General features: G+C 52.5%; 16 protein-coding genes. 1 reads left to right on the plus strand and 15 read right to left on the minus strand.

Annotation, left to right across the window (positions count from 1 at the left end; genetic code table 11):
• Positions 1-65: 65 nt before the first annotated feature.
• The 13 genes from upp to SPTER_RS17455 form a co-directional block, all read right to left on the minus strand.
• The gene (gene upp / locus SPTER_RS17395; RefSeq protein WP_144351543.1) at positions 66-692 is read right to left on the minus strand and encodes a uracil phosphoribosyltransferase; all 627 of its coding nucleotides are present in this window, start codon (positions 690-692) and stop codon (positions 66-68) included.
• 42 nt (positions 693-734) lie between these two features.
• Positions 735-1,970 (minus strand): serine hydroxymethyltransferase, encoded by a 1,236-nt coding sequence (locus tag SPTER_RS17400; protein WP_144351544.1) that lies wholly within the window; start codon positions 1,968-1,970, stop codon positions 735-737.
• Positions 1,971-2,007: 37 nt separating this feature from the next.
• Positions 2,008-2,562, minus strand: coding sequence for a TIGR01440 family protein (locus SPTER_RS17405; RefSeq protein WP_144351545.1), 555 nt, complete (start codon positions 2,560-2,562; stop codon positions 2,008-2,010).
• A gap of 14 nt (positions 2,563-2,576) precedes the next feature.
• Complete coding sequence (gene rpiB / locus SPTER_RS17410; RefSeq protein ID WP_144351546.1) at positions 2,577-3,023, minus strand: ribose 5-phosphate isomerase B; 447 nt, start codon at positions 3,021-3,023, stop codon at positions 2,577-2,579.
• Positions 3,024-3,079: 56 nt separating this feature from the next.
• Positions 3,080-3,544 carry a low molecular weight protein arginine phosphatase gene (locus SPTER_RS17415; RefSeq protein ID WP_144351547.1) on the minus strand — a complete coding sequence of 155 codons (465 nt, stop codon included), beginning with the start codon at positions 3,542-3,544 and terminating at the stop codon, positions 3,080-3,082.
• 61 nt (positions 3,545-3,605) lie between these two features.
• Positions 3,606-4,199: a manganese efflux pump MntP gene (locus SPTER_RS17420; RefSeq protein ID WP_144351548.1), complete on the minus strand. Its 594-nt coding sequence runs from the start codon at positions 4,197-4,199 to the stop codon at positions 3,606-3,608.
• 120 nt (positions 4,200-4,319) lie between these two features.
• Positions 4,320-5,366: an L-threonylcarbamoyladenylate synthase gene (locus SPTER_RS17425; RefSeq protein WP_144352959.1), complete on the minus strand. Its 1,047-nt coding sequence runs from the start codon at positions 5,364-5,366 to the stop codon at positions 4,320-4,322.
• A 202-nt stretch (positions 5,367-5,568) separates the two neighbouring features.
• Entirely contained in the window at positions 5,569-6,426 is an 858-nt protein-coding gene (prmC, locus tag SPTER_RS17430; RefSeq protein WP_144351549.1) for a peptide chain release factor N(5)-glutamine methyltransferase, read from the minus strand.
• Between the two features lies 1 nt (position 6,427).
• Complete coding sequence (gene prfA, locus SPTER_RS17435) at positions 6,428-7,495, minus strand: peptide chain release factor 1 (protein ID WP_144351550.1); 1,068 nt, start codon at positions 7,493-7,495, stop codon at positions 6,428-6,430.
• Positions 7,488-8,375 (minus strand): DUF1385 domain-containing protein, encoded by an 888-nt coding sequence (locus tag SPTER_RS17440; RefSeq protein WP_144351551.1) that lies wholly within the window; start codon positions 8,373-8,375, stop codon positions 7,488-7,490. Before SPTER_RS17440 ends, prfA begins: the two co-directional genes overlap by 8 nt.
• Before the next feature lie 82 nt (positions 8,376-8,457).
• Positions 8,458-8,667, minus strand: coding sequence for a 50S ribosomal protein L31 (gene rpmE / locus SPTER_RS17445; RefSeq protein WP_144351552.1), 210 nt, complete (start codon positions 8,665-8,667; stop codon positions 8,458-8,460).
• Between the two features lie 428 nt (positions 8,668-9,095).
• Positions 9,096-9,713 (minus strand): LysE/ArgO family amino acid transporter, encoded by a 618-nt coding sequence (locus tag SPTER_RS17450; protein WP_144351553.1) that lies wholly within the window; start codon positions 9,711-9,713, stop codon positions 9,096-9,098.
• 30 nt (positions 9,714-9,743) lie between these two features.
• Complete coding sequence (locus SPTER_RS17455; RefSeq protein ID WP_144351554.1) at positions 9,744-10,565, minus strand: carbon-nitrogen hydrolase family protein; 822 nt, start codon at positions 10,563-10,565, stop codon at positions 9,744-9,746.
• Positions 10,566-10,717: 152 nt separating this feature from the next.
• On the opposite strand from SPTER_RS17455, the gene SPTER_RS17460 reads away from it, so the two are divergent.
• Positions 10,718-11,836: an HD-GYP domain-containing protein gene (locus SPTER_RS17460; RefSeq protein ID WP_144351555.1), complete on the plus strand. Its 1,119-nt coding sequence runs from the start codon at positions 10,718-10,720 to the stop codon at positions 11,834-11,836.
• Here the strand turns inward: SPTER_RS17460 and SPTER_RS17465 are convergent.
• Complete coding sequence (locus SPTER_RS17465) at positions 11,817-12,917, minus strand: PP2C family protein-serine/threonine phosphatase (RefSeq protein WP_170233310.1); 1,101 nt, start codon at positions 12,915-12,917, stop codon at positions 11,817-11,819. The two genes, SPTER_RS17460 and SPTER_RS17465, sit on opposite strands and share 20 nt — an antisense overlap.
• A gap of 213 nt (positions 12,918-13,130) precedes the next feature.
• A complete protein-coding gene (locus tag SPTER_RS17470) occupies positions 13,131-14,324 on the minus strand; it encodes a protease complex subunit PrcB family protein (RefSeq protein WP_144351557.1) in 1,194 nt (397 codons plus the stop codon).
• Positions 14,325-14,550 lie beyond the last annotated feature (226 nt).

Raw genomic sequence — 14,550 nt, forward strand, 5'->3', positions numbered from 1 at the left:
TTCCTCTACCCCCTTGGCCAAACAGTGTAATAACAATGTATTCCCGGCCCGGGTATAAAATGCCCTTACTTTGTACCAAAAATACGGTCACCCGCATCCCCCAGCCCGGGCACAATATAACCATTTTCATTGAGATGACTGTCAACAGCCGCAACATACACCTCAACATCAGGGTGATGGTCATTAACCAGGTTAACGCCTTCCGGCGCAGCTACCAGGCACATCAGTTTTATATGTCTGGCACCTTTGGCTTTCAGCATATCAATCGCCGCCACCGAGGAACCGCCTGTCGCCAGCATCGGATCAATGACAATGAGTTCGCGCTCAGCCACATCGGTAGGCAATTTGCAATAATATTCCACAGGCTTCAGGGTTTCATGGTCACGGTACAAACCAATATGTCCCACCTTGGCGGCCGGGATCAGCTTCACAATACCGTTTACCATCCCCAGGCCGGCCCGCAGAATCGGCACTATACCAATTTTTTTGCCTGACAGCATCTTGCAGGTGCAGGTTGTCAGCGGCGTTTCGACCTGAGTCTCCTCCAGCGGCATATTCCGGGTCAGTTCATAGGCCATCAGCATCGCCACTTCCTCTAACAGCTCCCGGAACTCCTTGGTCCCTGTTCTTACATCGCGGATCAGCGACAATTTATGCTGAATCAGGGGATGATCGATTACTTTTACCTGCATGGTTATCTCTCCTTATTTTTCCTCAGACCCCAGCCTCGCCGTTTATGCGTAGAGAGGATATTTACGGCACAAGCCGGCCACCAGGGAACGGGCTTTAGCCTGAGTTTCACTGTCTTCCGGCTTGGTCAGCGTCATAGAGATAATGTCCCCGATAACCACCATATCCTGCTCCGTCATGCCCCGGGAGGTGACGGCCGGGACACCGATCCGGATACCGCTTGTAACCATCGGGCTGGCCGGGTCGTTCGGAATTGCGTTTTTATTGACCGTAACCCCGATCTCGTCGAGGAGATGTTCAGCCTGCTTGCCGGTAATCTTCTGGGTCCGCAGATCGACAAGCATCAGATGATTGTCGGTACCGCCCGACACCAGGGTAAAACCGTTCTGTTTCAGGCGTTCGGCCAGAGCCTGAGCATTTTTCACGATTTGTCCCTGATACCGGCGGAACTCCTCACTGAGTGCTTCTTTGAAAGACACGGCCTTAGCGGCAATCACATGCATTAACGGCCCCCCCTGAATGCCGGGGAATATTGCTTTATTAATAGCCTTGGCATACTGGGCCCGGCACAGGATCATGCCGCCCCGCGGGCCGCGCAGGGTCTTGTGCGTCGTGGTGGTAACAATATCGGCATGAGGCACAGGACTGGGATGATAACCGGCGGCCACCAGACCGGCAATATGGGCCATGTCAACCATAAACAAAGCCCCGGCATCACGGGCAATCTGGCCCAGCCGTGCAAAATCGATCACCCGGGAATAAGAGCTGGCGCCGGCCACCAGCATTTTAGGCTTGTGCGTTTTGGCCAGTTCGGCCACCTGATCATAGTTAATGCGATGGGTAACATCATCAACGCCATAGGCAACAACATTAAAATACTGACCGGAGATATTCACGGGGCTGCCATGGGTCAGATGACCGCCATGGGCCAGATTCATCCCCAAAATGGTATCACCGGGCTTCAAAAAAGCAAAATATACAGCCGTATTTGCCTGGGCCCCCGAATGGGCCTGCACGTTAACATGCTCAGCACCAAACAGCTCTTTGGCCCTGTCAATCGCTAGCTGTTCAACAATGTCGACATGCTCGCAGCCGCCATAATAACGATGCCCCGGATAACCTTCGGCATACTTGTTGGTAAGTACCGATCCCTGGGCCTCCATTACGGCTTTGCTGACAAAGTTCTCCGAGGCAATAAGTTCCAGCTTGTTTTGCTGGCGTTTGCGTTCAAGCTCAATGGCTCCTGCTATTTCCGGGTCCACTCCTGCAAGTATTGTCATAACTATTTCCTCCTCAAATAAAGCAAAAATTATTTTGTTAGCACAGCTCATAAACGGCCCGCGCCCCGCCGATTAACTTAGGCCGGGTGCGCGCAGCCGTCAAATAAGCCTCGCCGATATTCCGCTGCGCTAACCGTACCGGAATAGCAACTTTCTTGATATGCATGCCGATAAGGGTACTGCCGATATCAAGACCGGCATGGGCAATAATCGCTTCCACCACCACCGGCTTGGCAAATTTGCGCATCGCCATAGCCGCCAGCGCCCCGCCGGCCTTGGCAACCGGAATAACAGTCACCTCGTCCAGACGGTATTGTGAAGCCACAGCCTGCTCTACAACCAGCGCCCGGTTAAGGTGCTCACAACACTGGATGGCCAGCGCCACCTGATACCAGGAACAAATTTTCTGCAGGCTCGCTAAAATCCGGGCCGCGACCACATCCGAGCCATAGGAGCCGATCCGGGCTCCCTGCACCTCGCTGGTACTGCACCCTACCACCAGAATTTGTCCCGGCTGCAGCCCGGCCGTCTTCAGCAGCTCTTCCGCCGCCTGCATCGTCTGCCGGCCAATCATCGACAAGTCTGTGTCCATGGGTTACCACTCCATTACTTCTGCGCTTTTTCCAGATCCATGATTTTTTCGACCCGGCAGGTATGGCGCCCGCCGGCAAATTCTGTTCTCAGCCACATCTCGACAATCATCCTAGCCAAACCGGCACCAATGACCCGCTCACCCAGGTTCAGGATGTTGGCATCATTATGCTCGCGGGCCATCCGGGCGGAAAAAACATCATGGCACAGCGCCGCCCTGATCCCCTTAACCTTGTTGGCAGCAATATTTACACCAATCCCGGTACCGCAAATAATAATGCCCCGCTCATACTCGCCGCCGGCTACCGCCTGGGCTATCTGGCAGGCAATATCGGGATAATCAACAGATTCAGCCGTATATGTACCGAAATCGTGGCTGTCGACCTGCAGTTCAGTCAACAGGGCTTTAATCTCCTCCTTGAGGCGGAAACCACCGTGGTCGCTGCCAATGGCTAGCTTCATTGCGTAACACTTCCTATATTATAAAATTTGCGGATCTTTCACCTTTTCCACGTGAATTACTTTTTTCCTGCCAAAGTGACAATTTTTCCCCAGGCGGCCTGCAGGTATTGTTGGATCTGCCGGGCACAGTTACGGTACTGGACCTCACTGCCGCCGTACGGATCAACGACATCACCGGCCTGGCCGGCCAGTTCTGCCAAAGTATATATCTTGCCGGCCAGACCTGGTGCCATACTGGCCGCCGTCTGCTTGTGGGCCAGTGTCATCGTCAGGATCAGGTCGGCATTCTGAAGCTGGGCCAGTGACAGTTGCCGGGAATAATGCTTGTCCAGGTTTAAGCCGGCCTGACGCATTACGGCCTGAGCCCCGGCCGAAGCCGGCTGACGCCCGGCAGCAATTCCCGCCGACTCAACGTGGATACTGCCGGCCAGCCCGGCCCTGGCCGCCAGCTCAGTCAGGAGCGCGGCCGCCATCGGGCTGCGGCAGGTATTGCCTGTACATACAAACACAATCTTGAACATTCTCGATCAACCCCCTTTTATTTTGTGTCCGTAAAAACTATCTCATACCCGCTGAGTACGGCTAAATTGTCGTCCATAAAATATGCACTCCCAGCAGGAGTAAAACAATGCCGCCGATCAGTTCGGCCTTCTCGCCGATATAGCGTCCCAGCTTGCGGCCCAGTCCCAGGCCCATCAGGGCGATCACAAAAATAACGGCCCCCAGAATAATACTCAGCCGCAATAAATCAACGTCAATCATTCCCAGGCTGAACCCTGCGGCCAGGGCGTCAATACTGACACTGGCGGCAAGCATAAAGAGGGCGCCGCCGCGTAAGGGATTGCCGGCCGCTGCCGCCTCGGAGCCGCTGATATTTTCCTTGATCATGTTTACGCCCAGGCCGGCCAACACCACCGCGCCGATGATGGTAGCAAAATTTTGCACATTGGCCACCGGCCAGTCAATGTGGTAGGCGCCAACATGTTCCACAACATGGCCCAGCCAATGGCCGATATGGTAGCCGGTCAGGATCATGATAATGTGAAATAAAGCAAAAACAATGGCCGACTGGACAATAACCAGCCGCCGTACCTTATTCATGCCAATCGGCACGGCCACTGAAAATAGGTCAGTACCCAAAGCTGCGCTTAAGATGAACAGTTCGAACATGCTCATAACATTATTCCACCCCTTTACCCTATCGGCTGCTTAACCACCCGGCTGTGGCCGGAAGCTCACGCAAGACCTGGTAATATATATGTGTGGGCAAAGGGCAATATGTAAGCATGGCTTGTACTATTCGCGGATAATGCGGTAGCCGGAGGCTTTACGCAGCCGGTTCATTACCGCCAGCCCCAGTCCCTGTTCAGCAATGCCCTCGGCATAAATAACATCAACCCCTTTATGATCAAAGCTCCGCAGCGCGTTATACAGGTTGGCGGCAATAACCCCGGCTCCGCCCTGTGGTCCATACACGGCGGTTATGACCGGGGCCGGCAATACCGGTGCGGTCTCGGCCGACACAATGGCCCCCACCGTTTTACCTGCCGCCAGTGCCCGGGTAATCTCCCGCAGCAGCAGCACGGCGGTGTGTTGCGGGCCTGTTTCTATTAAAAACAGGGGTGCCGCCGGTGCATAATGCGTATATTTCATCCCGGGCGAACGGGGAACCGCCGGCGAACCGGCCAGCGCCGGGTCAATCTCGACGGCCCCTAACACGGCCAGCAGCATTTCATAAGTAATGCCGCCAGGCCGCAGCAGGGTCGGCACCGGCGTGGTACAGTCCACAACCGTCGACTCCACCCCGATTTCACAGGGACCGGCGTCGATAATGGCGTCAATCCTGCCGGCCAGATCAGTTTCCACCGCCCGGGCCGTTGTCGGGCTCGGGCGGCCGGACGTGTTGGCACTGGGAGCCGCCACCGGTACCCCGGCCAGCCGGATAAGCTCCCTGGCGATCAGGGAGTCCGGCAGACGCACCGCCACCGTGTCCAGCCCGCCGGTAACCGCATCCGGCACCTGCGGCTGACGCTGTACCACCACACTAAGCGGGCCGGGCCAGTAGCGGTCAATTAAAGCCCGGGCACTGGCAGGAACGGCCGCCGCCAGTTGAGCCAGCTGCCCGGGGGCATCAATATGTAAAATAAGCGGATTATCGGCCGGCCGCCCCTTGGCCCTGAATATCCCGGCCACCGCCCGGGCATCCAGGCCGTTGGCCCCCAGTCCGTATACAGTCTCGGTCGGAAAGGCCACAAGCCCCCCCTGCCGCAGCAGCTGCGCTGCCGCCGTCAATACCCCCCGGTCAGGATTAACCGGGTCCACCTTATAATATACAGTACGCAATTCCAATTCATCTCCATTGATCACTGACTCAACAGACTCAGGGGGACGGTTCGTAACCACTGAAAAAGTCAATATTAAAACCGATTTCCTACAATATATTGAGAATGAAATTATATTGGACAACTATATATAGTATGTATTCGAGGACGAGTGGCACTTTTTCAGCAGTTTCGGACGGTTCTGTTGAGTCACCCCTGAATCGTTATGTTAAAGAAAATACCACTACCCGCTCAATGCCGGCATAATCTTTGATAATGGCGGCTGCTGTAAGCCTGCTGGCGGTATTCGCCAGCGCCGCCACCGGCCGCGCCTGGTTAACGCCAACCTCGACGGCGATAAACCCGCCGGCCTGCAAATAGGCAGCCCCGCTGTCCACAATACGGCGGTAAAAATCCAGGCCGTCCGGCCCCCCGGCCAGCGCCAGCCGGGGTTCCCGCCGCACCTCAGCGCTTAACCCGGCAATATCTCTGTCCGGGATATAAGGCGGATTGGACAGGATAGCGTCAAACTTGCAGCCCGCCAGCGGGGCAAACAGGTCCCCCTGGCGACACATCAGCCGCGGTAAAACCCCGTGCCGGCCGGCATTCGCTTGTGCCGTTGCCAGGGCCGCCGGCGAAATATCCACAGCCACGCCCCTGGCAGTCATTAGTTTGGTCAGAATGCTGACAATAATTGCGCCACTGCCTGTGCCCAAATCCGCAACATACGGGTCCGGCCCGGCAGCCAGGCGGTCAAGCGCTGCTGCCACTAAGATTTCCGTATCCGGCCGGGGGACAAGTACCGCCGGACTAACGGCAAAGTCCAGGCCCATAAACTCCTTATAGCCGGTGATATAGGCCACCGGCAGCCGCACCGCCCGCTGTTTGACAGCGTCACGGTAAGCGGTCAGCTCGGCCGGCGTCAGGGGCTGATCAAAATTCGTATATAAATACAGCCTGTCCTTACCCAGGATATGGGAAAGCAGTACCTCGGCATCCAGACGGGGGTTGTCAATCCCCTTGGCGCCAAAATACTGCCTAGTCCAGTTTAAGATTGAACTAATCGTCCACTGCTCAGCCATTTCACTCTACGTCCTTTAGCTTCTCGCTTTGCCCCGTTGTCACCAGCGCCGAAATGAGTTCATCCAAATCGCCATTTAAAACAAAATCCAGTTTATGCAGTGTCAGCCCGATCCGATGGTCGGTCACCCGTCCCTGGGGGAAATTATAGGTCCTGATCCGTTCACTGCGGTCGCCTGTGCCGACCTGGCTCTTACGGTTTTCCGCCACCTCAGCCGCCTGCTCGGCCTGCGCCAGTTCCAGCAGCTTGGACCGCAGCACCCGCATAGCCTTGTCGCGGTTCTTAAGCTGTGATTTTTCATCCTGGCACTGTACAACCACCCCTGTCGGCAAGTGAATAATCCGCACAGCCGATTCGGTTTTATTAACATGCTGGCCGCCGGCCCCACTGGCACAATAGGTGTCAATCCTGAGGTCATTGGGATTGACATCAATATCAACATCCTCGGCTTCAGGCAATACGGCCACCGTCACGGTTGAGGTGTGAATACGGCCGCTCGACTCGGTTGTCGGCACCCGTTGCACACGGTGGACACCGCTTTCATACTTAAGCCGGGAATAGGCGCCATCGCCCTGAATCGAAAACACAACTTCCTTAAAGCCGCCCAGATCAGGGGCATTGGCATCAAGCATTTCGACCCGCCAGCCTTGGGTTTCGGCATATCTGGTATACATCCGGAATAAATCACCGGCAAACAGGGCTGCTTCGTCACCGCCGGCACCGCCCCGGATTTCAACAATCACGTTTTTGTCATCATTGGGATCTTTGGGCAGAAGCAGAATTCTTAGCTCTTCCTCCTGCATAACCACTTTGCTTTTGGCCTCAGTGTATTCGGCTTCGACCAGCTCACGAAACTCATCGTCCAGTTTGTCTTTCATCAGGTCGCGGGCGTCATCAATCGCCTGCCTGGTCTTCTTATATTCCCGGAATTTCTCAACCACAGTGACCATCTTACTATGGGCTTTGGTCAGTTTCTGCCATTCACCCATATCAGCCATAACTGCAGGATCGCTGATTCGGCCCTCTAATTCCAGAAACTTGTCTTCAAGGGCCTGCAGTTTATCAAGCATTTGTCTTCACCTCTACGTCTTCATCAGGGCGCACAGCGTTTAAGGCTGCAATGGCCACTTCAATCTGGTCGTCACTTGGTTCACGGGTAGTCAAATGTTGCAGCCACATGCCCGGGGTAATGGCACAGGCTACCCATCGGGCCTGACTCCGGCCGGCAAACCGGATAATCTCATAAGCAATACCGGCTACTACCGGCAATAGAATGACCCGGGACAAGATGCGCAGCCACAGATCCGGCCACCCGAGAAAAGCAAACAGTACAATACTGACCACCATTACAATGAGTAAAAAGTTAGTACCGCACCGTGGATGCAGCCGGCTGTGCCGCCTGATGTTTTCCACCGTCAGTTCCTGGCCGGCCTCATAAGTGTGAATAGTTTTATGCTCGGCGCCGTGATATTGAAACACGCGCTGAATGTCTTTCATCAGGGAAATTCCCAGAATATACAGGAAAAAAATCGCCAGCCGCAAAATCCCCTCAAAGGTGTTCAACAACCGGGAATCTGTCACCGCACTATGAATATACTTGGCCGCATAGGTGGGAATGATGACAAACAGAACAATCGCCAGACTCAGTGAGAACACCATCGTCATGGCAATTTCCCTGGTTGACAGCGCTTCTTCTTCCTCACCTGCCGCCTGAGCTGAAAATGACAATGCTTTCATACCGTATACCAGGGATTCAAATAAAGCCACAACACCCCGCAGCATTGGCTTTTTTAATACCGGATAACGGTCAGTTATCGAGGTCAGACGCTCTTTTTGCACAGTGATAGTGCCGGACGGTTCGCGAACTGCAGTAGCAATATATTCCGGCCCGCGCATCATAACCCCTTCGATAACTGCCTGGCCGCCGACAAAAGGCTTTTTCTCACTCATGCTCCCGCCCTCCTTTATTTATAAGTACAGCAGAGCATTCCTGCTCTGCTGCCTTTGTCTTGTTCAATTGGCCAAGCCGCAATTATTCCTGGGTATTGCTGCCATAACGCTTGTTGAATCTTTCTACACGGCCGCCGGCAGCTATCTGGCGCTGTTGACCGGTATAGAACGGATGGCACTTGGAGCAAACATCTACACGCAGTTCTTTTTTAACTGAACCGGTTATGAATGTATTGCCACAGCCGCAAACCACCTTAGCTTCATTAAAATTAGGGTGAATTTTTTCTTGCATGTCTTGCACCTCACTTTTACAGCCACTTAATTTATCCGCTAGCTGTTCGTCCCGCCTCGCCTGCTGTTATGCAAAAGACCCAGCCGGAACAAGCTCCTGGATAGGTTCAACTACGCCTCGCCCGGCATTTTAAGCACCCTGGAGGTAAGTTTCACTTTATGCGTAGTAATTATAGCATACCAGGCGAAGAAAGTGCAAGTTATCTTACGGCAACTTTGCCAATATCGCAATAAATACTTTGGTTAGTTCAGAATCAAACTGTACACCGGCATTTTTCCTGATTTCGCCGCTGGCCGCGGCCGGCGGCACAGGCAGCCAACAGGGCCGTTGATGATGCTTTTTCCCGCATCGGCACCCTGTTATCGCCTTTTGCTTCTATTATATTATAACGGCCAGGCCCATTACACAATAGGTAAGGCAAAACCGGCCTACAGTTCGCTGAGCATACCGCCGGCCAGATAGAGGGCCGCCCCCCAGATAAAAACAGCGGAGATCTTGCCGATAATGCCCAGCATCTTTCCTGTACTGTCTAAATTCCCCATCAGCCGGCCGGCAAAAGCCAGCGCAAAAAACCATAGCCAGGAGACTGTAATACAGGCCGCAGTAAACACGACTTTGTCATTGCCGGTATAGTTTAAGGAACTTGTCCCGATCACCCCGATGGTATCCAGGATGGCATGAGGATTTAAGAGCGATACCGACGCGGCAAACATAACCTGCCTGGCCGGCGGCAACCCTGCGTTGCCAGCCACCTGATTGTCATCAGGCTTGCTGCGCCAGGAAACCCAGCCCATATAGGCTAAAAAAACTATGCCGGCACCGATGAGTGTCAGCTTAAGCCAGGCAAAACTCAAAATCACCAGCGACACCCCGAGCACTGCCGCCAGAATCAGCAATGTATCACATGCCCCTGCTGTTAAAACAGCAGGCAGTGCCTGCCACAGGCTGGTTTGCAGAGCACCTTGTGTAAAAACAAATAAGTTTTGCACCCCCAGTGGTAAAATCAGTCCGAAAGCCAAAATAATGCCATGAATAAACGGTTCCATTTCTCTCTCCCTCAACAACTGCCGCCAAAATCAGTCTCTATATATTTCCGGCCGCCGGTGCTTAAGCAGCGGCAGCTCCTCCCGCACTTTATCTGTTGTCCTGAAATCAATCTTGCCTGTAATTACGGTTTCCACTTCACTGGCCACTGCCAGTACCCGGGCCCAGGGGTCCACAAGCATGGAATGTCCGTGCGCCTCATATTCAGCGGCGGCATTCAGTGCCGGTGCCGCCGCCACCACATATACCTGATTATCAACAGCCCGGGACCGCATTAACAATTCCCAGTGCGCCGGGCCGGTGACCGGACCAAAAGCAGCCGGATAAATTAAAATCCGGGCACCTGCTAAGGTCATAGCCCGGGCCAGCTCGGGAAAGCGGACATCATAGCAGATCGCTACCCCCATCGTCCCCAGCGAGGTTCTGACAACCGTCATGCTGCTGCCTGCTGCCAGCGTCCTGGATTCCTGAAACATCGTGCCGCCTTTAATGGCTATATCAAATAAATGGATTTTACGGTGACGGCCAATCAGCGCACCCCTTTCATCAAAGATAAAGCTGGTGTTATAGATATTACCGGCCTCATCCCGCTCAGGGATTGAGCCGCCTACTACGATTACCTGATATTTGGCGGCGCATTCCGCCAACATGGCTACTGTTGGGCCGTCTTGAAAACTTTCTGCATACTCCGGAAACAGGTCGGACTGATACGGACAGTTAAACATTTCCGGCAAAACCACTAGCCGGCTGCCCCGGGCCGTTGCTTCACCAATCATTTGCCGCGCCCTGTCAAGGTTCACCAGCTTATCGGGTACGACCCCCATTTGACATATACCTACCGTAAATACTGACATAAATATCCCTCCACTGTCTGATATTACCAACAAAATAGTATGATTTTTTTCGAATCAACATCCTTGACTGAAGGATTTATTCCCCTAGGCTGTCGAATAACATAGCCTGGCAAATAAATAACTTTACATCATAGGGAGGCTCCTTCACATTCATGCAAAAAGTTGCCATAAAAAGTTTACAGCCTGGTATGGTCATTGCCCGCAACGTTTTCAGTACTGAAGGGGTGCTGCTCCTAGGCTCCGGGACAGAACTGAACCATTCCCAGATCGAGCGGTTACGGCAGTTTGGTCTGACAAGTTTATATATTAAAAATCCGTTTACTGATCAGATGGTCGACTCTGACCTCATTGACACGATCCCTGAGGTTGTCCGGGAAGAGACGCGGGTACAAGCGGTACAGGCGGTGCATACGGCCTTTCAAAATATTGCCAGCACGCGCCGGGTAGATACCAGGGAGTTCAAAGAAACCGCGGCATTTCTTACCGATGAGGTGATTAAAAACAGAGGGGCAATGATCCATCTCACCGATATCCGCTCCTGTGACGGCTATACCTTCGGCCATTCGGTAAATGTTTGCGTTTTGTCAACACTTACCGGTGTCAAGCTGGGCTATAGTCTCCCTCAGCTCCGCGAACTCTCCTTGGGGGCTTTATTGCATGATACTGGTAAAATGCTGATACCCAAAGAAATCCTGGTTAAACCGGGCCCCCTCACCGGCGAGGAAAGAAAAATCATGGAACAGCATCCTGATTATGGCTTTGATATCCTTCGCCGCCAAAGCGAGATCCCCCTTATCTCCTCCCATGTCGCCCTGCAGCATCACGAAAAATTTGACGGCAGCGGCTATACCCGCCATATGGGCGGTGTAACTATCCATCAATATGCCAGAATCGTCGCCATCGCCGATGTTTATGACGCGCTTACCTCAGACAGGCCTTATAAAGAGGGCACACTGCCGCATGAAGCCTATGAGGTCATGCTGTCCCTGTCCAATACCCATTTTGATCCCGTCATTCTCAGAACCTTCCTGAGTCAAATCGCAATCTATCCACTGGACAGTATCGTCAGGCTCAATACTGGTGAAATTGCCCTGGTAATAAAAGTAATCCCTGGTTTACAAACCCGCCCTGTTTTAAAAGTACTTATTGATGCGGAAGGCCACAGGCAAACCGATGGACCCGAGATTGATTTGACCAAACATCTGACTACTTTTATTGATAAAATCTTCACGCCGGCAGAAATAATCTGCCTTAAGGCTCATTTAACCTAATAAACAAGCCGGAGGCATCATCCCAGCGGCTGCTGGTTTTTACCAATAGATTAAACCAGTCGACGGTAGCTGCAAAATCCCGCAGCTTAAGTTCGGCCGGCAGGCCATTGACCTCCACCAGATCCAATATTCCGTCTGTCACAAAGTAGATAGTATCACCGGCCTTTACCGGCATTTGCAGCTCGGCAATGTCAAGTTCCGGCATGATTCCCAACAGCGAGCCGCCTGTTTTTATCAAACCCTGGCCGGCATCGGTGGCAGCAAAAAAGCCTGTAATACCTGTCGGCACCAAAGTAAGTATCTTGCTGTCGAAATCAAGTTCAAAACACAGCATGGCTGCAAAGGTTTCCTCGGTAAAGTAACGCATAACTGTCTGGTTTATCCAGCGGACTCTATCAATGAGCGGTACTTCCATTAAATAGGTTTCCTGCATGAGCACATTTAAGGCCGATGTCTGCAGGGCGGTTCCCAGACCGTGGCCGGCTACATCAATCATATAGCCTGCGAGGACATGACCGCCTTTGATAAACGCATAATGAAAAAAATCACCACTAACCATATGATAGGGTTCAAAGATCGTCCGCACACTCACCGGTCCGGTATCAAGATCAACAGGCAGCAAACTGCGCTGTACTTGAGCGGCTGTTTTTATGTCCTTTTTTAGCGCCTCCTGCAAACGTACATACTCGGTAATATCCCGGAAAGTTGCCACAATAACCTGTTGACCGCTGTAACTGATCTGAGTTGCCGAAAACTCAACAGTAATACCTTGCCCGTCTTTGCGCCGGAACGTCTGCTGCCGGCGGCTCACACCAGTGGCCAGGGCCGCTTCCAGATCGGCCACAATATCTGCTGAAATTGCCAGATCGGCAATATGGAGCCAAACTACCTCAGCCTCTTCAAACCCCATAATATGCTTGAAGCGATCATTGACTTCCTGAATGCGCCAGTTAACAGCATCTAAGACAATGATCCCGTCGCTCGACTGCCGTAAGAGCGCGCGGTAACGCTCATTCCTGGCATTAAACACCTCAGCCTGGCGGGCCGTTTCCCGCATTTGCTGTTCGACCTGTCTGACCATATGGCAATTCTGTTTGTATAGCCAAGCAGAAATCATACATAGTATTAACAAAAATACGATTAAAAAATTGATCCAGTCCATGGGGATTACCTCCGTCTTGATTAACAGCTATTTTTTTATTATATAATATTTTCCTGCCAGTGAAAACAACGTGGTTGCCATAAATAAAGAAAACGAGATTGCCGGCCCCAAGGCCGCAATCTCGTTTTGCTTCTAGCGATGGCTGATTGTTAATTTATTTTTACTCAACACCTTGCCGTTCTGATCAACAAACGTAATATCTACGCCACCCCGGCTCGAGAAGATTGCTTTATCAAGTACGATATAGTCGGCCGGTTGTGTCAGCGCCATTGTTACAGCCGCTCCGCGGCCCGGGCTTTGCGTGCGGACAGTAACAGTCATTTTGCTGCCGTTCAGCACTACTTTTTCAATACCAATACCGTAACCGCCTGACGGGGCTGTGCCAAGGTAGGCAAACAGTACGACTTTTTTATCATAATTAATATTTTTTATTTTGCTCAGAACATTTTCCGGAATCCGTTTGTCCTTTTTAAGCTGGTAGTTATAATCGACAACAGTGGCAAAAGCCATATCTTTCAGATATCTCCCCTGCTGCCAGCTCCAGCCGTCATATTTAGTTGTGGAAAACAAGGTTTTACCGGGATTTTCAACCGGTGGAACCGGTTTATACTGACCAACGACCTTATACGTTGTCCAAATGGCGTCACCGCCCCCAAATGGTTTAACCAAAATCATGGTATAGTCCTTGCCCTTATGAGTTACTTTGACGTGGATCTCGCCATGGCGGGCCAAATTGCTTGTGGCCAACCGCTTAACAATCGTAAAGGTATCCTGATCGGTAAAACCATATTGTTTCCCTTCCCGCCGTGCGACCTGCAAGGGGTCAAGGCGCCAGCGCTCGTAACCGGCATCAACATTTTGCTGCCACTTAATGACCTTGGCATAATCAAGGTTTGCCACCCCCGGGCCCACGTCAATTTTACTTGTGCTGGCTGCAACCCGGCCTGGCAGTACTACCGAAACCTTAGTAAGAGTGTCTGCCAGTCCCTGCATTGCAGTATCTTTAAGGTAAACAGCCGGCTTAGCCGCCGTAATTGCCTGATCAAGCGGGACGGCAAATATTTTGCTGGCTGTCGCTTGTGGCTGGACACTGGTCGCTGCAGCGGCCTGAGCGGCAGCAGTCCCGTCTTCGGTCACCGCCGCCGGGTCAGTTAACTGCATGTTGGCCGGCAATAACTGAACCCCGGGTTCACTGACAGTAGCAGGAATCGGCTCCAGCCGTTTGGCAGCTGCCTGTCCAGGGAAAACTGCCCCAGGCCCCATCAGCATTACTCCCAGACCGGTAACAGCGGCAATAAATTTTACCTGCTTCTTATTGAAATTCATTTTCTAACCCTCTCACTTCTTAATTAATTATACCACTGACGCTTTGGTCAACTCACCTAATTAAACGCCCCGGTCAAACAAAGGTAACGCCGGCAGCCCCAGCAAAAATTTCCAGACTTTTTGACTCAAGGGGACGGTTCTTCTGAGTCGCTTTTCACAAAAAAGCGACTCAAGAGAACCGTCCGAAAGCACTGAAAAAGTCAATAAAGCAAGCGCCCCTGAATTA

Source organism: Sporomusa termitida (genome assembly GCF_007641255.1).
In the GTDB taxonomy this organism is placed as follows: Bacteria; Bacillota; Negativicutes; order Sporomusales; family Sporomusaceae; genus Sporomusa; species Sporomusa termitida.